Here is a 23,046-nt window from a genome sequence, read left to right as displayed (position 1 = left end):
TTCACCGTGAAAAAAATGTTCTTATGCTCTTCATTCAAAGACAGCTATTCTCTCTTATCTGACTTTGCAGGTGACACCTTAAAAGGAAAAAGTGTGACATTCATTCCGGCAGCCAGTGAAGTGGAAGAAGTCACGCACTATGTCGATGCAGCAAAAGAAGCCTTTCATCAATTAGAAATGAGTGTAGAGACTGTTCAGCTGCCCAAGCAAACGGTTCAGGAGATCACACAGATCATTGGAAAGAATGATGTCATTTATGTATCTGGCGGCAATACCTTTTATTTGCTGCAAGAATTAAGAAAGCACGGACTCGATCGTGTATTGAAAGAAGAGATCGGCAAAGGCAAGCTGTATATCGGAGAATCCGCGGGGAGTATTATCATGGCGCCAAGCATTGAATACATCTCACTGATGGATGATCAGGAGAAAGCACTAGAGTTATCCTCCTTTAAAGGATTCGATGAGATCAACAGCTATCCGGTACCGCATATAAACAATCCTTATTTAGGTGAAGCCGCGCAGCATATCATAGAGAAAGATCAAAATACGCTCTCTTTATGCCCGCTCACTGATGAACAAGTTTTACTTGTGACAGGCGAACAGACTGAGGTCAAGACGGTCTTGTAGGAGTTGTTCATATGAAACGAAGAAAAAGGAACAGGAGCATACGCCCTGTTCCTTTTTTAATCTTGAAACACATCACTTGATAAATAACGTTCACCCGTGTCTGCTGTCATACAAATGACAATGTGATCCTTTGGCATTTGCTTGGCTGCTTCAATCGCTGCATAGCATGCCGCACCAGATGATGGACCGACTAAAATACCTTCAAGACGGGCGAGCTTTCGTGTGATGTCGTAAGCATCTTCATCACTCACTTGCACAATCTCATCATACACCTGTTCGTTTAAAATATGTGGGATAAATCCTGGACTTGTGCCAACAAGCTTATGTTTGCCAGGTTTCCCGCCTGATAAAACAGGAGACCCCTTTGGCTCTGCCACATGTATCGTCAATTCCGGGAATGCTTTTTTGAGTTCCTCTCCAGTGCCTGTAATGGTTCCGCCCGTTCCAGCAGTTGCGACAAAAGCGGCAAGCGGCTGCCCGATCTGTTGCACTGCATCGATAATTTCTACAGCCGTTGTCCCTCTATGAGCATCGGGGTTCGCACCGTTGTCAAATTGCATGGGAATAAAGCTGTTAGGAATTTGAGCAGCTAATTCTTCTGCCTTGCGAATACAGCCTGGCATTTTTTCCTCCCCTGGGGTTAAAACGACCTGTGCGCCGTATGCCTTTAAAATATTGATTCTTTCTTGGGTCATCGTATCAGGCATGATCAGAATGGCTTTGTAGCCTCTTGCAGCAGCGTTCATCGCTAAGCCAATTCCTGTATTCCCGCTCGTTGGTTCAATAATCGTTGCCCCTTTTGTGAGCTTTCCTTGTTTTTCTGCCTCAAGGATCATATTGTAAGCAGCCCGATCTTTTACACTTCCGCTAGGATTAAATGATTCCAGTTTTAAATAAACAGCAGCGCCATGTTCTGGCTGAAGGCGCTGTAATTTTACAAGTGGTGTATGACCTATTAATTCAGCTATATTTTGTGCAACCTTCATCATGTGACACCCTTTCTTCTCATTCCGCATTACTTTAGTTATACTATCATCAATGGGGATTCGTAAAGTTTGTTAAAAAGGACAGGTGAAAATATGGCTGAAAGCCGTCATTATTTTATCGGGATTCCAATCCCTGAACAACTCGCGTATCAATTGAAAGCGGATATAGACAAGAGGAGCGGACTTTCCTTTCAAAAATGGACAGCACCCATTGATTATCATGTCACCCTTGTGTTTTTAGGCGCGATTCCAGAGGACCGTTTAAATAAGATATCTGAGCTGCTTGAACAGCTGTCTCATGAGGTGTCTGCTTTCCCGCTGAAGCTGAATGAGATAGGGGTATTTGGTCAAAAGGAGCGGCCGAGAGTCTTTTTTGCAAAGCCTATTGAAAGTAAGCCTTTGATGGATCTAAGAGAAAAGGTAAAAACAGCCGTTTTGACAGCAGGTCATCCTGTCGAAAAGAGACCCTTTCATCCACATATGACGATTGCGCGCAAATGGAATAGAGAACAGTCCTATATAGAACAAGCGCCCTTACGGAAAGAACCATATTCGATGGAGGTTTCTAGTATCGCTTTATTTGAAATTCGTCTAAAAGAAACCCCACGTTATCACGCGATCAAACAATTTACACTACATAAATGATTCTAGAGGTTGGAGTGAGCAGCAGATGGCGCAAATTATTAAAATCCAAGATTATATATCACGATATGAACAAGACCCGCATCATTACATCAATCAGTTTATTCGGTTGAAAAAACAAAGGTGGGACGAGTTAAAAAAGGCTTCAAAAGAGCAGGTGCAAAAGCAGGCTGACCAAGCCACCAAGCAAGCACCTGAGCAAGAGGAAGAAAAGAGAAAGAAATTCTCCTTAAAAAGAAAGCAAAAAGAAGCCGATATGAAAAAGGAACGGGACCTGAGTCTTTTTAACGAGCCAACAGATATAGAACAAGGTGTTTTTACAAACGTTCCTACCGATGAAACGAAGCTGATTCACTTTTTTAAGGATCATCTTTACGATGTTCAATTAAAATGGGCCAGCTCGACGATCTCTCATATTTCAACTGTCTCTCACCACATTCGATATGATGAAAAGCTGCGGATGCTTGCAAGGCAGCTGCCAGATTCTTATTTTGTGATGTACAAGCCGGTGCTGCTCATTCAAAAAGCTGAGATGGAATTGTGTCCAGTGCTCATTACGCCGCTTGAAGTCATCTGTTTATCTTTCTTAGAAGCAGAGCCAGACAGCGTATATATTGGATCGAAGGAACGTTTTTGGGAAAAGCGGGCGACTGGAAAAGCTGTTCAATCCGTCTTGAACCCTTGCGCAAGCCTTCTTCGCTCTGGAACTGTTGTGTCAAAAATTTTACAGCAAAGTGGTGTAGAGCTTCCTGTGAAAAAAATCCTCATCAGCCGCACCTCGTATATTGATTTGCCCGAAGTTCCATTCGGGATGGAGGTTGTCGATAAGAAGAAAGCGGAGGATTGGTTTGAAAAGCAGCGGAAAAACACCGCGCCGACAAAGCACCAGCAATTCAAAGCGACAAAGGCATTGCTCGCTTATGGTGAATCAGACAGCAAAAGAAGGCAGGAATGGCTCGATTAAAGGCATATCAAGGTCACCAAAAAATGAGACCTGAGTGGAGCTAATATATGAATGAATGGTACTTTATCGTCAATCCAGCAGCAGGACAAGGAAAAGGACTCCGCACTTGGAGAAGCATAGAGAAAGAATTACAAAAGGTAGAGATCTCCTACAGATCGTTTCTTACCCAGCATGAAGGACATGCCGAAGTTTTGGCGAGACAGATTAGCGCTATGCAAGACGACAGATTGAAACGGTTGATCGTCATTGGCGGTGACGGCACAATTCATGAAGTGCTAAATGGTTTAAAAGAAATCGATCATGTGCAGCTAAGCTTTGTCCCAGCAGGTCATTGGAATGATGCTGCGAAGGGGCTGGGCATCCAGCGTCATGATGTGATCAAAGAAGTGAGAAAACAAAAGAGGATGCTGACGAAAACATTTTCTCTCGGTTCCTTTCAAGATCATGCAGAAAGTCCGCAATCTGTTCTTTTTCTCAATCATATTGGTGTTGGGTTTGATGCGCATGTCTTGAAGAGAACGGTACATTTTAGAGGGAAAAAGTGGCTCAACCGACTCAAACTCGGGTTTATCATCTACCCGCTGTCTTTTCTACATTCGTTATGGTCATTCAAACCGTTTGACCTTGCTCTTTTTATTGAAAATGAGAGAAAAGTATTTCGCCAAGTGTGGTTTGTGATCGTATGTAATCACCCTTATTATGGGGGCGGGCTGGAAGCAGCGCCGGAAGCGAGTGCGAGGCAATCAGGATTTCAAACGCTCGTTGTCACGGATTTGAATCCATTGAAAGTTCTCTTATTTTTAAGTGCAATGGTTTTTAAAAAGCACCTTGTAATGGAGGGAGTCACCCTTTTTCAGCATGAAGAAGCCTACTTGGAGGCAGATGAAAAAATCTTATTTCACGCCGATGGAGAAGTGATTGGCGCCACTCCAGTGTTTGTTAAGGCTAGTGAGCGATCGTTAAAATTACGTGGCTAAGAAGCAGCCAGTGTGCGCACGAGCAAAAGAAACATGAAAAAAGACTTCCCTTTTCATAAGGTTCTTGTCCTGATTTTCTAGTTTTGCTTGACGAGTATAAGAAGGTAGCGATAAAATCTATAGGACGGCTATTGTTTAGCATCTCATTCTCAATAGCTGTCCTTTTTGTTTTTATGATCATATAAATAAAAAATAAACAGCCAATTGATCTCAATCGGCTGAATTTTGTCGACTAAAAAAGCATGATTTAAAATATTTTAAGAAATGATGGGTTGAAAATTGATATGAACTGGTTGGGACAAATATTAGGTAGCGAATGGCACATCTCTCCTGCTGGAGGCGCTACGGGAGATGCGTACTTCGCAACACACAATGACCAAAAGCTATTTTTAAAACGCAATACGTCACCGTTTCTTGCGGTTTTGTCAGCTGAAGGCATTGTGCCGAAGCTTGTCTGGACAAAACGGATGGAAAATGGGGATGTCATTACTGCGCAGCACTGGCTGAGCGGCAGAGAGCTGAAGCCAAAGGACATGAATGACCGTCCTGTAGCGGAGCAGCTAAGAAAAATTCATACATCAAAAGAGCTGCTCGATATGCTGAAACGATTAGAAAAGCACTCCCTTGACCCGGCATCGATCTTGATGCATCTCAAGGCATCGATCTTAAAAGAGCAGATTGACTCACATGATATCACGCGTGCTATCCAGTATTTAGAGAAACATGTGGAGGCAGTTCATTTCGAGGATAAGGTCGTATGCCATTGTGACCTCAACCATAATAATTGGCTGCTGACAGATGAAAATCAGCTCTTTTTAATTGATTGGGATGGGGCAATGATTGCAGATCCAGCGATTGATCTTGGACCGCTCTTATACCATTATGTTGAAGAAGAGAACTGGGAAAGCTGGCTCTCTATGTATGGTGCTCCGCTGACTGACAACTTGCGAAAACGCATGGCATGGTATGTGCTGGCTGAAACCGTATCGTTTGTCGTTTGGCATAAAAGAAAAGGAAATGAAAAGGCGCAAAAAGAAGTGCAAGCCGAGCTACATGCACTCTTAAAACGGTTAAACATCCATTAAGACAGTGGAATGTTCTCGACCCAGTCAGATAGATGCGATTGATGCGCTTCGATATGTGCATCAATTGAACTGACAGAAGTGCCTTTTTGGCTGTAATCATAAATATCGGTTAGTAGCTGACGAACGTCAGCATCCAAATCTTCTTTTGCCAGCATTAATTGAATCACTCGTCCCACCTGTTCATATTCTGCAACAGTCCCGCAGCAATCCAGCTGGTGATCAGTTAAAATATCTTTGATTAATTGAAGCTGATGTTGGCGGTTTAATCCCATACGTATGCTCCTTTCAAGCGTGTCATTTATGTGGTTAAACTGTGCATTCAGCTTTGATTTTATACATGAAGCAGACCAGCCCAAATAGCAGCTGGTCTTTTTCATATGTGCGGATAAGTTGCTGTCTTGCGGCTCTTTATGTTTCATGGTATCTTGATAAAATGTAAAGAAAATAGAGGTGTATCAAATTGAGAATGCGACATAAACCGTGGGCGGATGATTACTTAGCTGAAAATGCTCATATTGCTTTAGCCAACCCTGAACAATACAAAGGGAAATGGCATGAGCTGTTTGGAAATGATCATCCAATCCATATCGAAGTCGGTACAGGAAAAGGGAGTTTTATTGCCGGAATGGGCAAGCTTCATCCTGAGATAAACTATATCGGCATTGAATTATTTAAAAGTGTCATTGTGACGGCAGTCGATAAAATCAAAGAAACAGATGTAGAAAACGTAAAGCTTCTAAACATCAACGCAGAGACACTGACAGATGTCTTTGCGGAAAATGAGATTGATCGGGTGTATTTGAACTTCTCTGATCCGTGGCCAAAATCAAGGCATGAAAAACGGAGATTGACATTTAAAGCTTTTTTAAAGCGATATGAACAGATCCTCCGTCCAGGCGGTGAATTACATTTCAAAACCGATAACCGCGGACTATTTGAATATTCCTTGAAAAGCTTTTCGTCTTACGGACTCCTTTTAACGTATGTGAGCCTTGATTTACATGAGGATGGTCTCGAAGGAAATGTCATGACAGAATATGAAGAGAAATTCTCTTCCATGGGACAACCGATCTATCGATCAGAAGTAAAATTCCCTGAATAAAAAGCGAACAAAGCTGGCTGCAACGAACGATTGCGGTCAGCTTTTTTGATGAAAAGATTAGCACATGCGATTTTCCTTTGTATTTGCTACGATAGAAAAAGGAGGGATGACAGCAATGGAGACAATGAAAATAGGTGAAATGGAACTGTTCTGGTTAAATGGGGGAGATACACACATGGATGGCGGTGCCATGTTTGGCGTGGTGCCAAAGCCATTATGGTCAAAAAAATACCCTGTGAATGATCGAAATCAAATTGAATTACGGTGTGATCCAATGCTCATACGGTGGAACGGTCTTCATCTGTTAGTAGATTCTGGCATCGGGTCAGGGAAGCTGACAGAGAAACAAAAACGCAATTATGGCGTCACAGAGGAAACGAAAATAGAAGAATCACTTGCGGCTCTCGGTTTGCGCCCATCTGATATAGATTACGTCTTAATGACTCATTTGCATTTTGATCATGCAAGCGGGCTGACAAAACGTGAAGGCGATGAGCTCGTGTCTGTTTTTCAGCAGGCAAAAATCATCACGTCCAAAATTGAATGGGACGAAATGAGAGCGCCGAACATCCGCTCAAGAAATACATATTGGAAAGAAAACTGGGAGCCTGTTGCCGATCAAGTCATGACATTTGAAGATAGCATCGAAGTAACAGAAGGCATCCGCCTGCATCATACAGGCGGACATAGCGATGGGCATAGCATCTTAACGCTCACAAGTCAGGGAGAAACGGCTATACATTTAGCGGATATCATGCCGACACACGCTCATAAAAACCCGCTATGGGTCTTGGCATACGATGATTATCCAATGACCTCGATCCCAGCGAAGCAAAAATGGCAGGCATTCGCCGAAGAAAACAATGCATGGTACTTGTTTTATCATGATGCCATCTACCGTGCTGTAAAGTGGGATGAAGACGGGGCAATGACCCATGAGGTCAAAAGAGAAACCGGAAGATAAAAGATCATCTGTATGTTTTTTCGCCTTTCACACAAAATAACGACAAAATGAACTTGTGAAAGGAAGAGTGCAGGTGAATCAATTTTATCGTGTACATGGTGATGTCATCGAGACACCGTTAAGAGGGATGGAAGTCATGTCTGTCCCTTATTTAAACAAAGGGGTCGCATTTACAAAGGAAGAGCGGGAAGAGCTTGGGTTAAAGGGATTTCTGCCGCCGAAGGTGTTAACACTAGAGGATCAAGCAAAGCGTGCATATGAACAGTTCAAAGCACAGCCAGACGCACTTGGGAAAAATGTCTATTTAACTGCGCTTCATGACAGAAATGAAGTGCTCTTTTATAAATTATTAAATGAGCATTTGGCAGAAATGCTGCCGATTGTTTACACACCGACCGTAGGAACAGCGATTCAGCGTTACAGCCACGAGTATAGAAAGCCAAGAGGAATTTATTTATCCATTGATGACCTAGAAGGAATGGAAGAAATTTTTGCATCTTACGGAGTGGATGAATCAATTGATCTCATTGTCGCAACAGATGCAGAAGGAATTTTAGGCATCGGTGACTGGGGTGTTGGCGGAATCGCCATTTCAGTCGGGAAGCTGGCTGTTTATACAGCCGCAGCAGGTATTGATCCTAGCCGTGTGTTGGCAGTGGTGCTTGATGCTGGGACCAACCAGGAAAGCCTTTTAAATGATCCGCTTTATGTGGGAAATCAGCACTCCCGCGTTCGAGGAGAGCGCTATGATCAGTTTATTGATCAATATGTTGAGCTTGCCCGTGCGACTTTTCCAAATGCACTTCTTCACTGGGAAGACTTCGGTACAAAAAATGCGCGCGCCATTTTGGAAAAATATAAGGACCGTATTTGTACGTTTAATGATGATATTCAAGGAACTGGAGCCGTCTCACTTGCTGCCGTTCTGGCTTGTGCAAAAGCATCGAAGGTTCCGCTGAAAGATCACCGAATCGTGATCTTTGGAGCAGGTACAGCAGGGATTGGTATAGCCGAGCAAATTCGTGATGCCATCGTGCGAGATGGTGTCAAAGAAGAGGAATCATATGATCATTTCTGGTGTATTGATAAAACGGGACTGCTCACAGATGATTCACCTGACATTCAGCCATTCCAAAAGCCGTATGCAAGACGTTCTGATGAAGTGCAGGACTATGCACGTAATGGTCCAAAGCATTCAATTGATTTGTTAGAGGTCGTGAAGCAGGCGAAACCTACGATCTTAATTGGTACCTCAACTGTAGGTGGGGCATTTACAGAGGAAATAGTGAAAGAAATGGCGTCACATGTAGAGCGGCCAGCGATTTTACCGATGTCTAACCCAACACCTCTTTCAGAGGCAAAGCCGGAAGATCTCATTGAGTGGACAGAAGGACGTGCGCTTGTCACAACGGGAAGCCCGTTTGATCCAGTTGAATATGGCGGTGTGACATATGAAATTGGGCAGGCAAATAATGCCCTTGTGTTTCCAGGGCTTGGTCTTGGAACGATTGTGTGTAAAGCCCGCCTCATGACAGACAGCATGTTTGTTGCGAGTGCTGAAGCGATTGCGAGCATGGTCAATGTCGGAAAACCGGGTGCTGCGATGCTTCCAAGTGTTGATCAGCTTCGAACAGTTTCAGCGACAGTGGCTGTCCGTGTGGCACAAGCAGCGATTGACGAAGGAATTGCGGAAGAAACCCCTGATGATCTCATTCAGGCTGTGCAAGACGCCATGTGGCACCCTGTATACAAAAAAATCAAAGCCATCTAAAAAAAGCTTCGCAAGGACTTGTCTTTGCGAAGCTTTCTTATTAAGCAACAGAATCAATGACATCAACGATCATGCCTGTTTTTGCATCAATCATGACTTCATACTGTTCAAGCTCGCCAAAGGCGGAGCGTGTAATGCCAGATTTGTACACATCAATCGTTTCACCATTTACGGTATACGGTTCTGGTACAGTATAAATCCAAGAGCCATCAATCGGGCCGCGCTGTTTAAAAGCAGATTTCACAATTTTTAACGCTTTTTCAGACGAGATATACGTAGGGAAAAAGACTTTCTTTGCAACAATTGCAGCGGCTACGCCTATACTCGCACCAATCAGAACATGTTTTAACTTCAACGTGCTGCACCTCCGTATTGCTGTTTTTTCCATTATACAAAACTTGTCCAGCGATGTTAAGAAATCCGAATACTTGAAAGCATATTCAAAATTTCTGGAGAGATACTTGGAAAACCGAAAGAATTCTTATAGTATAAAGTGAGTGTTATTTTTATAGGAATTTATATGGTCATTACATAGAAATGAGGGTAACTGTCAAATGAACGAAGAAACAATGTCGCTTTTCCGAAATTTAACAGAACTACAGGGGACTCCAGGTAATGAGCACCATGTGCGTGCTTTTATGAAAAAGGAACTTGAGAAATATTCCGATGAACTCATACAGGATCGTCTTGGCGGAGTGTTTGGTGTCCGCAAAGGTCCAGAGAAGGCACCGAAGATTATGGTGGCTGGTCATATGGATGAAGTCGGCTTTATGGTGTCATCCATTACGAAAAATGGAATGATTCGTTTTCAAACACTTGGCGGCTGGTGGAGTCAAGTGATGCTTGCGCAGCGCGTGGATGTTCATACGGATCACGGGCCAATTCCGGGCGTTGTATCGAGCACACCTCCGCACCTTCTGACACCAGAACAAAAAAGCAAACCAGTAAAACCGTCAGATATGCTCATTGATATTGGTGCAGACAGTGAAGAAGAAGCGAAAGAACTTGGCGTTCGCCCAGGGCAGCAAATCGTTCCTGCAACGGTCTTTACCCCAATGGCCAATCCAAAAAAGATTTTAGCCAAAGCTTGGGATAACCGCTATGGGTGCGGACTTGCCATTGAATTATTGAAAGAATTAAAAGACGAAACCCTCTCATGTCAATTGTATTCAGGTGCAACCGTACAAGAGGAAGTAGGGCTCAGAGGGGCTGAGGTAGCTGCGAATATGATTCAGCCGGATCTGTTCTTTGCTCTAGATGCTAGTCCTGCAAATGATGTGACGGGAGACAAATCACAATTTGGCCAGCTTGGAAAAGGTGCACTTCTTCGTATTTATGATCGCACGATGATTACGCATCGAGGCATGAGAGAATTTGTCCTCGATACAGCTGAAACAAACAATATTCCATATCAATATTTCGTATCGCCGGGCGGTACGGATGCTGGACGTGTTCATATCTCAAATCAAGGTGTACCGTCTGCTGTTATTGGTGTATGTGCGCGTTACATTCATACAAGTCACTCTGTCTTGCATGTAGACGATTATGCAGCGGCAAAAGAATTAATTGTTCGTCTTGTGAAAAATTGTGATCAAAACACGGTGGATTCGATTTATCAACAAGTGTAAACGATAAGAAAAAGGCTGCCTCTTTTAAGAGCACAGCCTTTTTCTTATTCCTGTTCAAACACGTATGACAACGCCTTAATTGCTTGATTCACTGTTTCGACAGTGATATTTGCTTTGTTTGATAGTTCCTTTAGTGGATGATGTAATTCTTTAGGACGAATCAAAATAAGGGGTTTTCCTTTGGCGATGGCAGAAGAAGCATCCATTGCCGTGTTCCACTGTTTATATTTCTCACCAAAGCGGGCGATGACGACGTCTGCCTTATTTAATAATAGTTCGGTGCGGAAATTGTTCAGATCAGAAGCCGCATCGTCTTTCAAGATGGCATTTGGCTGTCCGCCTAAAATATCTTCTCCGATGTTATCTGATCGGTCATGATTCTCCATTGGACCAACAAACGTCACTGGCAGTTTCAAAGACTGGCTTTTTTCCTTAATTTCATCGCGCCACTGGCTGTGAATTTCTCCAGCTAAATAAACCGTTAATTGCATAACAATCTCCTCCTTGTGCACAAACTTAGTAAAGGTTTGCCCTGTTTCTTTTCATGTTACACAAGAAGTGCTTGATAAAGCAAAAAAAATATGATTATGATATTCATGGTAGAGACTATTTTTCATCGTAAGAAGACTACATATAATGGGAAGGACAGGCCTCTTCGTCTTTCCTATGAGAAAGCAGGAAGACGACGTTGATGACTTATTTAAAAAGAAAGGGTATTTCCCTTTCGCCAAAGGTGTATTTTATTGATGCACTCTCTTATATGGCTTTAGGTCTATTTGCTACATTAGTGGTAGGGCTGATTTTAAAAACAGCAGGCGGCCTGTTATCATTTCCTCTCATCGTGGAAATGGGAACGCTCGCAATGGGGCTGATGGGACCAGCAATTGGCGTAGCGGTTGCTTATCGCTTAAACGCTTCTCCTTTAATTATTTTCGCAAGTGTTGTTTCAGGTGCCGCTGGAGCAGAGCTTGGGGGACCTGCTGGAAGCTTCGTGGCTGCTCTCATTGGTGTGGAATTAGGCAAACTGATCAGTGATGAGACAAGAATTGATATTATTTTAACGCCGCTTGTTACGATTATCACAGGTTTTCTCACCGCTGCTTTTATCGGCCCTGGGATTCAGGCGGTGATGACAGGGCTCGGCAGGCTGATCGTATGGGGGACTGACCAAAGTCCACTCATCATGGGCATGCTGGTTGCAACCATTGTTGGACTTGCTCTTAGCTCACCGATTTCAAGTGCTGCGCTTGCGCTGATGCTTGATTTAAGCGGTCTTGCTGCTGGTGCGGCAACGATTGGCTGCTGTGCGCAGATGGTCGGCTTTGCTGCTGCAGGATTTAGAGAAAATCGTTTTGGCGGTCTTGCTGCGGTAGGCATTGGAACATCAAAACTACAGCTGCCGAACATTGTGAAAAATCCGCTCATTCTCATTCCGCCGACGATTGCAGGACTGATTCTTGCGCCAATTGGTATTATTGGCTTTGGGATGGTCAATAATGCGGCAGGAGCGGGTATGGGAACGAGCGGTCTTGTCGGCCAGCTCATGACACTTACAGTCATGGGATTTCATCCATCCGTTTTCCTCGCAATTGCTCTCTTGCATATCGTTGGCCCGGCAGTGATTAGTTTGGTAGTATCAGAATGGATGAGAAAGAAAGGCTATATACAATTCGGAGATTTAAGTATACAAACTGGAGGAATCAAACATGAAAAAAATTGAATCAAACGAAGAATTACAAAAAGTGATTCAAGAAGACTTAACCGTATTACTATTTTCAGCTGACTGGTGCCCGGACTGCACATTTATTGAGCCGTTTTTGCCAGAGCTTGAAGCAAACTATCCAGAATTTGAATACTTCTATGTGGATAGAGATCAGTTCATCGATACTTGTGCAGAGTGGGAAATTTACGGAATTCCAAGCTTTTTAGTCTTTAAAAACGGACAAGAGATCAACCGTTTTGTCAGCAAAGATCGTAAGACAAAGGAAGAGATTGAAGCATTTTTAACAGATTCTCTTTCTAAATAACGAAAGGAGGGTCTTATCATGGCGAAAATGACATCAAGACAGCTTGCCAATCAATTGAAAAGCCGTCTGACGAACGACAGCTGGACCCACCAGTTTGACAGGGAAAAAGATACGCTTCGTGTGGAAGATAAACATACAGGAAAGGGCATCACGCTTGAGCTCCCGCCGATTATTGCAAAATGGGAAGTAAAGCCTGATGAAACACTGGATGAGATCGTTTATTATGTGAAAGAGGCGCTCAGCGCTATGAAAGGTGAAGCGCAGCATATCTCAGGTAAAGAGAAGCACATTTATCCGGTCATTCGTTCAACGTCCTTTCCAGAAACATCGAGTGATGAGATTCCGCTCGTTTTTGATGAGCATACAGCAGAGACAAGAATCTACTATGCACTTGACCTTGGAAGCACCTACAGATTAATTGACGAGAAGATGCTGCAAAAGGAAAACTGGACAAAAGAACGAATCAGAGAAACCGCAAGTTTTAACGTCCGTTCACTAAAGACTGTCGTGAAAATGGATGAAGTGGCGGGCAACCGTTTTTATTTCTTCCGTGCAAACGACGGGTACGATGCAAGCAGAATATTAAATGAATCGATTTTACAAGAATACGCGCAAAAAGTAGAGGGGCAAATGGCTATTTCCGTTCCCCATCAAGATGTGTTCATCATTGCAGATGTACGCAATGAATCAGGCTATGATATTTTAGGGCAAATGTCGATGAGCTTCTTCGCCAGCGGCACGGTTCCGATTACGGCCTTGTCATTTTTATATGACGAAGGCAAGCTTGAACCGATCTTTATTCTTGCAAAAAGCAGACCAAAACAGCAGTAGAAGGGAATTTTGAAGAATGAACGTTTTTTATAATGCAGAAGGTGTCGGCGACACACTCCTTATTTCATTGAAAGATGTAACAAGAGAAGAAGTAGGTCATGAAACGTTTGGAGATGTCGTAAGAATCTTCAATCAAGACACAAAAGAAACAACAGGCTTTAATATTTTCAATGCATCTACTTACATGAAAATTGAAGAAAACGGATCTGTACCGCTTTCTGAAACGCTTGTTCAAGATATCAATGAAATTTTGAACCGCAACGGTGTCAGTGAAACATTAACAGTTGATCTATCACCTAAGTTTGTGGTCGGTTATGTGAAGGAAAAAGAAAAACATCCGAATGCAGATAAACTGAACATTTGCCAAGTAGATGTTGGCGATGAAACCTTACAAATCGTGTGCGGTGCACCAAACGTTGATCAAGGTCAATATGTTGTGGTTGCAAAGGTCGGTGCTGTGATGCCGAGCGGTTTGGTGATCAAAGATGCTGAACTAAGAGGTGTTCCTTCAAGCGGAATGATTTGTTCTGCAAAAGAATTAGATCTTCCGAATGCGCCTGCTGAAAAAGGAATCCTTGTTCTAGAAGGAAGCCGCCAAGCTGGCGAACCATTTGAAGCGTAACCTCCCATAAACGGGTACAAATGAGCGAAGAATGTGTTATACCAAAAGTCACTAAGTACGTACTTAGTGACTTTTTTTCATCTACAGACAGCATGAACAGCAAAGTGTAGCACTTTTCTCGCTTTTCTGCATGAAAAAGCAATGGTATACTAAAAATCGCCCAAGAAAACGTAAGGGGAGTTAAAGTGAGTGATAAATGATGAGTTGGTTAGATAAATTTTTTAGTGTATTTTTAGGAGAAGAAAAAAAAGAAGAAAAAGCTGAGAGGCCTGAAACAGGTCCGATTGCACCAAAGCAGCCAGCTGTTGAACAGCATAAAGAATATAAAAAAGTTGAAGATACGAAAGTGTATTATGAATATCCAAAAGGCAATTTCCGCTTTCCTCTCGTTCCAGATGAACCTGCACGTGAGGCAGCAAAGCAGCAAGAAAGAAGGCGCACGCGGCCAAGTCAGCCAAAGGCAAAGCAGACGACCTATCAGCCAAAACAAACGGTGCAGCCTGATCTCAATAAAAAGCCTTTTAAACCAGAGCAAATCCCTTCACCAATCTATGGCTACCACCAGGATATGCGTCCAAAACATGCAGCAGCCAAAGAAGACACATCTTCTGTCAAAATGAAATCGGCAGAAGAAACGTCACAGCGTGTCACACTGTTATCAGAAGAAGCAGAGCGTGAACGGAATGTAAGACAGCAAATGAACATCCCGTCTATACGAAAAGAACAACGTATGGAAGACATGATGTCAGCCCAAACAGAAGAACAAGCAGAGAGGCAACCTGTCACGACGCCGCTTACTTTGCAAGAGGAACTCGCTTATCAAGATCACGTTCAATCAACGATGGAACGTTTATATGACGAGCCTTTCAGTGAGACAGAGGATCAAGATCAAGCTTTGTCACAGACCGAAGACGATCGGGAAGCATTCTTACATATGGAGCAAGCTGAAGCATCTAACGAGCCTCTAGAGATGGAGCAAGAACAGGCAGTCACCGTTGAACAAGAAGAGCCGATGATTCCGCTTGAAGATGATGCTGAGAAAAAAGAGAGCTTTACATTTGAAACAGCTGAAAGCACATCACCAGCTCTCGACATGGAGATAGAAAGCCCAGTAGAAGAAACTGCGGTGCTGGAAGAGAAGAACATAGAGGCTATGGAAGAAACAACAGAGTCTGCATGGATAGAAGAAAGTCAAGCAGACGTGTCAGCGGCAGCATTTGAACATGAAGAACCGGTGATCATACAGGATTCGCAAGATGATGATTCTATGCCGGAAGAAGAAATAACAGATGATGAAGTCATGCCAGTTGAAGAAGCATCAGATGAATTCGCTGACTCTGGACAAGCAGAGATCGCCGCGGATATGGCAGAGCAGCATGAAGAAACGCCCGAAGTAAAACGAGAAGCACCGAATCGTGAAGAACCAAAACCGTCTTCTCCACAGCCAAAGCGCTCAAGCGGTCAAACCTCCACCGTTCCTTTTAACGTCATGATGTTAAAAAGTGATCAGCGCGTGCAAGGACAGAAGAAAACGGCAGATGCACAAGGATATGTATTTCCTAGTTTAGCCCTTCTAGACGTTCCGCCAGCACAAAAAGAAGAGGACGGAACATGGGTGAAAGAACGGGCAGAACTGCTCAATGCCACACTGAAAAACTTCAATGTCAGAGCAAGTGTTGTTCATGTGACGCAAGGTCCTTCTGTTACAAGGTTTGAAGTACATCCTGAACCAGGCGTGAAAGTGAACAAAATTACAAACCTGTCAGATGATATCAAACTTAGTTTGTCTGCAAAAGATATTCGAATCGAAGCGCCGATTCCTGGGAAGAACACGATTGGAATCGAAGTGCCGAACCTCCACAGTAAAATGGTTTTCTTGAGAGAAATGATCAGAAGCAGTGCCTTCAGAGACAATCCATCTCCATTAACGGCGGCACTCGGATTGGATATTTCCGGTCAGCCCGTTGTGGTTGATTTGCAAAAAATGCCGCACGGCTTAATTGCCGGAGCAACAGGTTCAGGGAAAAGTGTCTGTATTAATACCATTCTCGTAAGCCTGATGTTTAAAGCCTCACCTGATGAAGTGAAAATGCTGTTAATCGACCCTAAAATGGTCGAACTGGCGCCGTATAATCACATTCCGCATCTTGTGAGCCCAGTTATTACTGATGCCAAGACAGCAACAGCTGCCCTGAAATGGGTAGTAGATGAAATGGAAAGACGCTACGAATTGTTTGCACACTCTGGTGTGAGAGAAATCAAACGATTTAACGAACTGGTGAAAGAAAAACAAATGGGTGAAAAACTGCCATATCTTGTCGTTGTCATTGATGAGCTGGCTGATTTAATGATGGTCGCACCAAATGAAGTCGAAGAAAGCATTTGCCGAATTGCCCAAAAAGCAAGAGCATGCGGGATTCACTTACTCATTGCGACGCAAAGACCTTCTGTTGATGTCATTACAGGCCTCATTAAAGCAAACATCCCAACAAGAATTGCTTTCTCTGTTTCAAGCCAAGTGGATTCAAGAACGATCATTGATATGGCAGGTGCTGAAAAGCTTCTCGGAAAAGGAGACATGCTGTTCTTAGAAAATGGCTCTGGCAAACCGACAAGGCTACAAGGGAACTTTGTATCAGATCGAGAGATTGATGAAGTGGTAGCGCATGTGAGAAAACAGCGCAAACCTGTGTTTCTTTTTGAACAGGAAGAATTGATGCTTCAAGGCTCTGCCATTACAGACGAAGATGAATTGTTTATGGACGCATGCAGATTTGCCATCGAGCAAAATAGTGCAAGTACATCTAGTTTGCAAAGAAGGTTTAGAATTGGCTACAATCGAGCAGCGAGATTGATTGATATGATGGAACGTGAAGGGATGATCTCTGGGGCAAAAGGTAGTAAGCCAAGAGAGGTCCTCATGACACTGAGTGACTTAGAACAATTGATCTAAACAAACCACTTCATTTTTTTGATAAACATGGTATGATAGCACATAGGTGCAATTTTTGAATTGGACGCTTTTCGCATGCCTGTCTGAACGCTTTTTAATGAAAATGAGCGAAAGCAGGTGTTAGAAATGGGAAAGTTGTCGGATACTAATCATAGTTAATATTGATTAGAATAGGAAGATCGGAAAAAAATCTTTATTTGGAGCTGCGATTTGTGATCAGCTAGAGACAAAAATCACAAGTTGCAAATTGAAATGAGCGTCATATACTGTAAGTCAGATAGACGTTTGTTGGAGGTACAATTATGACTGTTTATCATTTTGTTGGAATAAAAGGGACAGGTATGAGTCCACTGGCCCAAATTCTTCATGATACTGGGTATACTGTCCAAGGATCGGATATCGAAAAACATATCTTTACACAAAAAGCATTAGAAGAACGAAATATTAAAATTCTTCCATTTGACCCAGATAATATTCAGCCAGGGATGACGGTGATTGCAGGAAATGCATTCCCAGATACACACCCTGAGATTGAGCGTGCTCTTTCTGAAGGGATTCCTGTTATTCGTTATCATAAATTTCTTGGAGAATACATGGATTCATTCACAAACGTTGCAATTACTGGTGCTCATGGTAAAACATCGACAACAGGTCTGCTTGCACATGTGATGCAAGCGGCAAAACCAACTTCCTACTTAATCGGTGATGGATCTGGAATGGGGAAAGAAAACAGCGAGTATTTTGTATTTGAAGCGTGCGAATACCGCAGACATTTCCTCAGCTACCATCCAGATTATGCGATCATGACCAATATTGATTTTGATCACCCTGATTATTTCACGGATATTGATGACGTGTTCGATGCGTTTCAAAACATGGCACTTCAAGTGAAAAAAGCCATCATCGCTTGCGGTGATGACGAGCATCTTCTCAAGATCCAAGCAAAAGTACCTGTTGTGTACTACGGATTCAATGAAGAAAATGATTTCCAAGCACGAAATGTTGTGAAAAACACAGAAGGCACCACATTTGATGTATTTGTACGTAATACGTTTTATGATACATTCTACATTCCTGCTTACGGAAACCACAATGTCCTTAACTCATTAGCGGTCATTGCATTATGCCACTATGAGGCCATTGATGTAGAGCTCATCAAAGGTGCTTTAACGACATTTGGCGGTGTGAAACGACGCTTTAATGAAAAAGTAGTCGGTGAACAAGTCTTAATTGACGATTATGCGCACCATCCGACTGAAATTGAAGTCACGATCGAAGCAGCTCGCCAGAAGTATCCAGACCGTGATATTGTAGCAGTCTTCCAGCCGCACACTTTCACTCGTACACAGCAATTTTTAAGTGAATTTGCAGACAGTCTGAAAAAAGCGGACTATGTATACCTCTGTGATATTTTCGGTTCAGCTCGTGAAAACATTGGGAAACTAAGCATTGAAGATTTGCGGGAAAAAATTCCGCAAGCCCAATTGATTGAAGAAGAAGAAACATCTGTGCTGAAAGCACATGAAAATGCGATCTTGGTCTTTATGGGAGCAGGAGATATTCAAAAGTATCTTCGTGCTTATGAGAAAGTCGCAGTATAATTGCCTGTCAAAAAGTGCCGATTCAATCGGCGCTTTTTTATTTTGAATAAAATGTGACAAAGGGGCTAAATGTGACAAGATGTGCCGCTTTTTTTCGTTCGCTGTGGACAGGAATTGGCGAATAAGTGTAGAATTATTATTCAATCGGTCATTCTAGGAGATGTTTGAATGATACAACGAGAGGGTATTGAATTGAATATGCCCGCAGCAAAGGAGGTATCAGATGATTATTATTCTCTATTTAAGCGTTGCACTCATCGCAATTGCTTTCCTCATTCTTGTCATCTACTTGTCCAAAACATTGAAATCCTTACAGCTGACATTAAAGAATGTCGCATCAACTTTAGAAGGTCTTGAAGGACAGATGCAAGGCATCACCACAGAGACAGCACAGTTGCTACATAAGACCAATCAGCTTGCTGAAGATATTCAAGACAAATCGGCAAAACTTAACACAGTTGTGGATGCGGTGCAGGGAATTGGCGGCTCGATCAACCAATTTAATACAAGCATAAAGCAGGCAGCTGGTGCGGTTACTTCATCCGTTGAACGAAATCAAGAGAAAGTCACGGATGTGGTAAGCTGGAGTAACGCAGCACTTGAAATCTATAAAAAATGGAAACAGCGTAAACAACAATAATCAACCATTTTCGCATAGGAGGAATAATCATGAGCAAAGACGGAATCAATAGCAAAGACTTTTTGATCGGAACACTTATCGGTGGCATTATCGGTGCAACAACGGCACTATTTTTAGCACCAAAGTCAGGGAAAGAGCTTCGCGATGATTTGAACACCCAAGCGAATGCCCTAAAAGAAAAAACAGATCGTCTTACAACAGATGCAAAGGAAAAAGGCACTGAATATGTGACGATTGCGAAAGACAAAACATCTGAGTTGTCTCAGCTCGTAGCAGAGCAGTCAAACCAGATTTTAGACAAAGTAAAAGACATAAAAGATCGTACAGCTGGAAAAGCTAAACAAGTAAAAAGCGAAGCAGAAGATGCTGCAGCAAATATTGCAAATGAAGCTTCAGATGTAGCAGATGAAGCAAAAGTAAGAGCACAAGAAGCAAAAGCAGACATTGAAGACGGCATCAAAGATGTCAAAGAAAAAGTAGAACAATCTACGAAAGGCTAACTCGCTGCTTAAGTTAGGAAGGAGCACATCATGTCTAAACAACTCATAGAAACAGAAGAACAGTTTGACCAACTAACAAATCAAGACGGAACCTTTGTCTTTTTTAAGCACAGTTTGACATGTCCAATCAGCCAAGCTGCTTTTCAAGAGTTTGAAGCGTTTGCGTCAGAACACGAGGATGTTCCTGCTTATTTCTTGCAAATTCAAAACACAAGAGAGCTTTCATCCTATGTGACTGAAAAGTCAGGGATCAAGCATGAAAGCCCGCAGGCACTCATCTTTAGCGGTGGCAAAGTAAAGTGGCATGCTTCTCACTCAAGCATTACAAAAGAAGCGCTTGAACATAACATGTAGAAAAACGTCAGCGATTGCTGACGTTTTTTTTATAAAAAAGGTTTACTTGTATCAAAAGTATGCTATAATCTTACACATAATACTTTATCGCTTAAAAGCGTTTGGGTAATAAAGAATTTTTTCGTGACAATTCCGAAATCTTTGTTTATAATAAACCCTATTATAAGAGATCAAAAATAAAAAGCGAGAGCGGGCAGAGGAAAGGATGACAAAAATGAGCAACAATGAATTGGAACAATTGAGACAGCAAGCAGATGAACTAAATCTTCAAATCTTAAAACTGATCAATGAAAGAGGAAACATTGTAAAAGAAATTGGAAAGGCAAAAGAAGCGCAAGGTGTCAACCGTTATGACCCTGTCAGAGAGCGCACAATGCTAAATCAAATTCTTGAAGAAAATGATGGCCCATTTGAAAATTCAACGATTCAACATATTTTCAAAGAAATTTTCAAAGCAGGCTTAGAGCTTCAAGAAGATGACCACAGCAAAGCACTTCTTGTTTCTCGTAAGAAAAAACCTGAAAATACAATTGTAAATATCAATGGAGAAGCGATCGGTGACGGAAAACAACGTTTCATCGTTGGACCATGTGCCGTTGAAAGCTACGAGCAAGTTGCAGAAGTAGCGGCAGCAGCGAAACAGCAGGGACTAAAACTTCTTCGTGGCGGCGCATTTAAGCCTCGCACAAGTCCATACGACTTCCAAGGACTTGGCGTAGACGGTCTAAAGATTCTAAAGCGTGTAGCGGATGAATACGGTCTTGCTGTTATTAGTGAAATCGTGAACCCTGCTCATATTGAAGAAGCGATTGAGCATATCGATGTCATCCAAATTGGAGCACGTAACATGCAAAACTTCGAGCTTTTAAAAGAAGCTGGATCTGTGAACAAACCAGTTCTTTTAAAACGCGGTCTAGCAGCAACGATTTCAGAATTCATCAATGCAGCTGAATACATCATCGCACAAGGAAATGACCAAATCATCCTTTGCGAGCGAGGCATCCGCACATACGAAACAGCCACAAGAAATACACTAGATATCTCGGCTGTGCCAATCTTGAAACAAGAGACACATTTACCAGTCTTTGTTGACGTGACACACTCAACAGGACGTAGAGATCTACTTCTTCCAACGGCTAAAGCAGCTCTTGCGATTGGAGCAGACGGTGTGATGGCAGAAGTGCATCCAGACCCATCTGTTGCCCTATCTGATTCAGCGCAGCAAATGGACATTCCACAATTCGAAAAATGGTTAGATGCGTTAAGACCACTTGTCAACATTCACGCATAATCATAAATAGAAAAGCCGCCGGATGACAGCCCGGCGGTTTTTTTCATGAAAAAATACGATAAGACTGGCAATGAAAGGAAGAAAACACATTGCAAGCTTAAAACACGCTTGTTCACAATGTTTTCATTTTTAAAATTTGATAGAATCTGCTAAGATCATTGTCATAGCTGACGTTCACGACGACTTTTGGTGAAATATGATTCAATTTACAGGTAACAAGCTCATTAAAGTTTGTTTAATTTAGTTATAAAAAGAAAGGGAACGTTTTCATATGATGAAAAAACGTGTATAATTTCATAAAAGAAGGTCATTTTGATGTAGATTGAAAAATTATGTGTCTCTTTTCATCGTTTTAATGACAAATAGGATATTATTTTCCTCGTATCTGACATGTCTCTATCCAATTGGTGAATGCTATAGATATGAAGTGTATTTGAAGGAGTGATTTATGTGAATAATGTTACAATATATGATGTAGCAAGAGAAGCAAACGTAAGTATGGCAACGGTATCACGCGTTGTTAATGGTAATCCAAACGTAAAACCAACAACAAGAAAAAAGGTGCTTGAAGCAATTGATCGTCTCGGCTACCGTCCGAACGCAGTCGCACGAGGCCTTGCAAGTAAAAAGACTACAACAGTTGGGGTCATCATCCCTGATATTTCAAGTATCTTCTATTCAGAGCTTGCACGAGGAATTGAAGATATTGCGACGATGTACAAGTACAACATTATTTTGAGCAACTCAGACCAAAATACTGATAAAGAACTTCATTTGTTAAACACAATGCTTGGCAAACAAGTAGATGGAATCGTTTTTATGGGCGGAAACATTACAGATGTGCATGTGGAAGAATTTAAGCGCTCTCCTGTACCAATTGTACTTGCAGCATCTGTTGAAGAGCAGGCACAAACACCATCAGTCAACATTAACTATGAACAAGCCATTTATGATTCAGTTCAGCTATTAGTTGAAAAAGGACATAAACGAATTGCGTTTGTATCTGGACCAATGTCAGAACCAATTAACTCTATGAGAAAGCTTGCTGGTTATAAGCGTGCGCTTGAAGAAGCTGGTATCGTATTTGACGAAGCGCTTGTTGCTGAAGGAGACTACTCATATGACTCTGGTATTGAAGCGCTGGCTAATCTGCTTGATCAATCTGACAAGCCGACGGCTGTGATTGCAGCTACTGACGAAATGGCGCTAGGTGTCATTCATGGAGCGCAGGACAGAGGCGTATCAATTCCTGAAGATTTAGAAGTGATTGGTTTTGATAACACAAGACTATCCCTCATGGTGCGCCCTCAATTGACAACAGTTGTTCAGCCGACTTACGATATTGGCGCTGTTGCGATGAGACTTTTGACAAAGCTCATGAACAAAGAACAAGTAGAAGATCAAATTGTTGAATTGCCACATAGAATCGAAGAAAGACAATCGACGAAATAAAAAAGAAAGCAGGCTCACTTGATCAGTGG

The 23,046-nt window shown here is 42.3% G+C and carries 24 protein-coding genes; 20 read left to right on the top strand and 4 right to left on the bottom strand.

Features of this window, described 5'->3' with window-relative positions; translation table 11 throughout:
- The first annotated feature begins 6 nt into the window (after positions 1 to 6).
- Positions 7 to 627: a Type 1 glutamine amidotransferase-like domain-containing protein gene (locus tag ABG082_RS13615; protein ID WP_019743710.1), complete on the top strand. Its 621-nt coding sequence runs from the start codon at positions 7 to 9 to the stop codon at positions 625 to 627.
- 56 nt (positions 628 to 683) lie between these two features.
- Here the strand turns inward: ABG082_RS13615 and cysK are convergent, their stop codons facing one another.
- Positions 684 to 1,616: a cysteine synthase A gene (gene cysK, locus ABG082_RS13610; protein ID WP_162242783.1), complete on the bottom strand. Its 933-nt coding sequence runs from the start codon at positions 1,614 to 1,616 to the stop codon at positions 684 to 686.
- A 90-nt stretch (positions 1,617 to 1,706) separates the two neighbouring features.
- Between cysK and thpR the strand changes: the two genes are divergently transcribed.
- The 4 genes from thpR (at position 1,707) to ABG082_RS13590 (ending at position 5,281) form a co-directional block, all read left to right on the top strand.
- The gene (thpR, locus tag ABG082_RS13605) at positions 1,707 to 2,258 is read left to right on the top strand and encodes an RNA 2',3'-cyclic phosphodiesterase (RefSeq protein ID WP_008343035.1); all 552 of its coding nucleotides are present in this window, start codon (positions 1,707 to 1,709) and stop codon (positions 2,256 to 2,258) included.
- A 25-nt stretch (positions 2,259 to 2,283) separates the two neighbouring features.
- A complete protein-coding gene (locus ABG082_RS13600) occupies positions 2,284 to 3,219 on the top strand; it encodes a hypothetical protein (protein ID WP_206115657.1) in 936 nt (311 codons plus the stop codon).
- Between the two features lie 47 nt (positions 3,220 to 3,266).
- The gene (locus ABG082_RS13595; protein WP_019743712.1) at positions 3,267 to 4,196 is read left to right on the top strand and encodes a YegS/Rv2252/BmrU family lipid kinase; all 930 of its coding nucleotides are present in this window, start codon (positions 3,267 to 3,269) and stop codon (positions 4,194 to 4,196) included.
- A 284-nt stretch (positions 4,197 to 4,480) separates the two neighbouring features.
- Positions 4,481 to 5,281, top strand: a complete 801-nt coding sequence (locus ABG082_RS13590; protein WP_205627782.1) for a phosphotransferase family protein — start codon at positions 4,481 to 4,483, stop codon at positions 5,279 to 5,281.
- Here the strand turns inward: ABG082_RS13590 and ABG082_RS13585 are convergent.
- Positions 5,278 to 5,553, bottom strand: coding sequence for a YtzH-like family protein (locus tag ABG082_RS13585; protein ID WP_024719286.1), 276 nt, complete (start codon positions 5,551 to 5,553; stop codon positions 5,278 to 5,280). The two genes, ABG082_RS13590 and ABG082_RS13585, sit on opposite strands and share 4 nt — an antisense overlap.
- A 188-nt stretch (positions 5,554 to 5,741) precedes the next feature.
- Here ABG082_RS13585 and trmB point away from each other — a divergent pair, with 188 nt between their 5' ends.
- The 3 genes from trmB (at position 5,742) to ABG082_RS13570 (ending at position 9,118) form a co-directional block, all read left to right on the top strand.
- On the top strand, positions 5,742 to 6,383 hold the full coding sequence (gene trmB, locus ABG082_RS13580; RefSeq protein WP_025207815.1) for a tRNA (guanosine(46)-N7)-methyltransferase TrmB: 642 nt from the start codon (positions 5,742 to 5,744) through the stop codon (positions 6,381 to 6,383).
- Positions 6,384 to 6,498: 115 nt separating this feature from the next.
- Positions 6,499 to 7,347 carry an MBL fold metallo-hydrolase gene (locus ABG082_RS13575; protein ID WP_008343041.1) on the top strand — a complete coding sequence of 283 codons (849 nt, stop codon included), beginning with the start codon at positions 6,499 to 6,501 and terminating at the stop codon, positions 7,345 to 7,347.
- Positions 7,348 to 7,420: 73 nt separating this feature from the next.
- Entirely contained in the window at positions 7,421 to 9,118 is a 1,698-nt protein-coding gene (locus tag ABG082_RS13570) for an NAD-dependent malic enzyme (RefSeq protein WP_281215939.1), read from the top strand.
- A gap of 40 nt (positions 9,119 to 9,158) precedes the next feature.
- Here ABG082_RS13570 and ABG082_RS13565 read toward each other — a convergent pair whose 3' ends face one another.
- A complete protein-coding gene (locus ABG082_RS13565; RefSeq protein WP_003217759.1) occupies positions 9,159 to 9,473 on the bottom strand; it encodes a PepSY domain-containing protein in 315 nt (104 codons plus the stop codon).
- A 199-nt stretch (positions 9,474 to 9,672) separates the two neighbouring features.
- Here ABG082_RS13565 and ABG082_RS13560 point away from each other — a divergent pair, with 199 nt between their 5' ends.
- Positions 9,673 to 10,746, top strand: a complete 1,074-nt coding sequence (locus ABG082_RS13560; RefSeq protein ID WP_348936187.1) for a M42 family metallopeptidase — start codon at positions 9,673 to 9,675, stop codon at positions 10,744 to 10,746.
- 44 nt (positions 10,747 to 10,790) lie between these two features.
- On the opposite strand, the gene ABG082_RS13555 is transcribed toward ABG082_RS13560, so the two are convergent.
- Positions 10,791 to 11,237: a YtoQ family protein gene (locus tag ABG082_RS13555; RefSeq protein ID WP_007501817.1), complete on the bottom strand. Its 447-nt coding sequence runs from the start codon at positions 11,235 to 11,237 to the stop codon at positions 10,791 to 10,793.
- A gap of 200 nt (positions 11,238 to 11,437) precedes the next feature.
- Here ABG082_RS13555 and ABG082_RS13550 point away from each other — a divergent pair, with 200 nt between their 5' ends.
- From ABG082_RS13550 to ccpA, 11 genes are all read left to right on the top strand, one after another.
- Positions 11,438 to 12,466 carry a PTS sugar transporter subunit IIC gene (locus ABG082_RS13550; RefSeq protein WP_348936186.1) on the top strand — a complete coding sequence of 343 codons (1,029 nt, stop codon included), beginning with the start codon at positions 11,438 to 11,440 and terminating at the stop codon, positions 12,464 to 12,466.
- A complete protein-coding gene (locus tag ABG082_RS13545) occupies positions 12,453 to 12,773 on the top strand; it encodes a thioredoxin family protein (RefSeq protein ID WP_003217665.1) in 321 nt (106 codons plus the stop codon). The genes ABG082_RS13550 and ABG082_RS13545 overlap by 14 nt, the downstream gene beginning before the upstream one ends.
- Positions 12,774 to 12,791: 18 nt before the next feature.
- Positions 12,792 to 13,604, top strand: coding sequence for a DUF1444 domain-containing protein (locus tag ABG082_RS13540; protein WP_008343044.1), 813 nt, complete (start codon positions 12,792 to 12,794; stop codon positions 13,602 to 13,604).
- A 16-nt stretch (positions 13,605 to 13,620) separates the two neighbouring features.
- Positions 13,621 to 14,226 carry a YtpR family tRNA-binding protein gene (ytpR, locus tag ABG082_RS13535; protein ID WP_007501813.1) on the top strand — a complete coding sequence of 202 codons (606 nt, stop codon included), beginning with the start codon at positions 13,621 to 13,623 and terminating at the stop codon, positions 14,224 to 14,226.
- Between the two features lie 196 nt (positions 14,227 to 14,422).
- Entirely contained in the window at positions 14,423 to 17,179 is a 2,757-nt protein-coding gene (locus ABG082_RS13530) for a DNA translocase FtsK (protein WP_348936185.1), read from the top strand.
- A gap of 302 nt (positions 17,180 to 17,481) precedes the next feature.
- Positions 17,482 to 18,780: a UDP-N-acetylmuramate--L-alanine ligase gene (gene murC, locus ABG082_RS13525; RefSeq protein ID WP_008343047.1), complete on the top strand. Its 1,299-nt coding sequence runs from the start codon at positions 17,482 to 17,484 to the stop codon at positions 18,778 to 18,780.
- A gap of 223 nt (positions 18,781 to 19,003) precedes the next feature.
- Complete coding sequence (locus ABG082_RS13520) at positions 19,004 to 19,420, top strand: DUF948 domain-containing protein (protein WP_008343048.1); 417 nt, start codon at positions 19,004 to 19,006, stop codon at positions 19,418 to 19,420.
- 29 nt (positions 19,421 to 19,449) lie between these two features.
- On the top strand, positions 19,450 to 19,920 hold the full coding sequence (locus ABG082_RS13515) for a YtxH domain-containing protein (protein ID WP_007501807.1): 471 nt from the start codon (positions 19,450 to 19,452) through the stop codon (positions 19,918 to 19,920).
- A 30-nt stretch (positions 19,921 to 19,950) separates the two neighbouring features.
- A complete protein-coding gene (ytxJ, locus tag ABG082_RS13510) occupies positions 19,951 to 20,274 on the top strand; it encodes a bacillithiol system redox-active protein YtxJ (protein WP_007501805.1) in 324 nt (107 codons plus the stop codon).
- 214 nt (positions 20,275 to 20,488) lie between these two features.
- Positions 20,489 to 21,565, top strand: coding sequence for a bifunctional 3-deoxy-7-phosphoheptulonate synthase/chorismate mutase (locus tag ABG082_RS13505; RefSeq protein WP_017358315.1), 1,077 nt, complete (start codon positions 20,489 to 20,491; stop codon positions 21,563 to 21,565).
- Positions 21,566 to 22,015: 450 nt separating this feature from the next.
- Positions 22,016 to 23,017: a catabolite control protein A gene (gene ccpA / locus ABG082_RS13500; protein ID WP_035702055.1), complete on the top strand. Its 1,002-nt coding sequence runs from the start codon at positions 22,016 to 22,018 to the stop codon at positions 23,015 to 23,017.
- Positions 23,018 to 23,046: the final 29 nt, after the last annotated feature.

The sequence above is a fragment of the Bacillus sp. BS1807G30 genome (assembly GCF_040047675.1).
Taxonomy (GTDB): Bacteria; Bacillota; Bacilli; order Bacillales; family Bacillaceae; genus Bacillus; species Bacillus altitudinis.
This window is presented reverse-complemented; position numbering and strand designations above follow the sequence as displayed.

Bases quoted from the DNA above. Each gene is read 5' to 3' on its own strand.
- cysK (WP_162242783.1), bottom strand. From the start codon at position 1,616: ATGATGAAGGTTGCACAAAATATAGCTGAATTAATAGGTCATACACCA.
- thpR (WP_008343035.1), top strand. From the start codon at position 1,707: ATGGCTGAAAGCCGTCATTATTTTATCGGGATTCCAATCCCTGAACAA.
- ABG082_RS13600 (WP_206115657.1), top strand. From the start codon at position 2,284: ATGGCGCAAATTATTAAAATCCAAGATTATATATCACGATATGAACAA.
- ABG082_RS13595 (WP_019743712.1), top strand. From the start codon at position 3,267: ATGAATGAATGGTACTTTATCGTCAATCCAGCAGCAGGACAAGGAAAA.
- ABG082_RS13590 (WP_205627782.1), top strand. From the start codon at position 4,481: ATGAACTGGTTGGGACAAATATTAGGTAGCGAATGGCACATCTCTCCT.
- ABG082_RS13585 (WP_024719286.1), bottom strand. From the start codon at position 5,553: ATGGGATTAAACCGCCAACATCAGCTTCAATTAATCAAAGATATTTTA.
- ABG082_RS13575 (WP_008343041.1), top strand. From the start codon at position 6,499: ATGGAGACAATGAAAATAGGTGAAATGGAACTGTTCTGGTTAAATGGG.
- ABG082_RS13560 (WP_348936187.1), top strand. From the start codon at position 9,673: ATGAACGAAGAAACAATGTCGCTTTTCCGAAATTTAACAGAACTACAG.
- ABG082_RS13555 (WP_007501817.1), bottom strand. From the start codon at position 11,237: ATGCAATTAACGGTTTATTTAGCTGGAGAAATTCACAGCCAGTGGCGC.
- ABG082_RS13550 (WP_348936186.1), top strand. From the start codon at position 11,438: ATGACTTATTTAAAAAGAAAGGGTATTTCCCTTTCGCCAAAGGTGTAT.
- ABG082_RS13545 (WP_003217665.1), top strand. From the start codon at position 12,453: ATGAAAAAAATTGAATCAAACGAAGAATTACAAAAAGTGATTCAAGAA.
- ABG082_RS13540 (WP_008343044.1), top strand. From the start codon at position 12,792: ATGGCGAAAATGACATCAAGACAGCTTGCCAATCAATTGAAAAGCCGT.
- ytpR (WP_007501813.1), top strand. From the start codon at position 13,621: ATGAACGTTTTTTATAATGCAGAAGGTGTCGGCGACACACTCCTTATT.
- ABG082_RS13530 (WP_348936185.1), top strand. From the start codon at position 14,423: ATGATGAGTTGGTTAGATAAATTTTTTAGTGTATTTTTAGGAGAAGAA.
- murC (WP_008343047.1), top strand. From the start codon at position 17,482: ATGACTGTTTATCATTTTGTTGGAATAAAAGGGACAGGTATGAGTCCA.
- ABG082_RS13520 (WP_008343048.1), top strand. From the start codon at position 19,004: ATGATTATTATTCTCTATTTAAGCGTTGCACTCATCGCAATTGCTTTC.
- ABG082_RS13515 (WP_007501807.1), top strand. From the start codon at position 19,450: ATGAGCAAAGACGGAATCAATAGCAAAGACTTTTTGATCGGAACACTT.
- ytxJ (WP_007501805.1), top strand. From the start codon at position 19,951: ATGTCTAAACAACTCATAGAAACAGAAGAACAGTTTGACCAACTAACA.
- ABG082_RS13505 (WP_017358315.1), top strand. From the start codon at position 20,489: ATGAGCAACAATGAATTGGAACAATTGAGACAGCAAGCAGATGAACTA.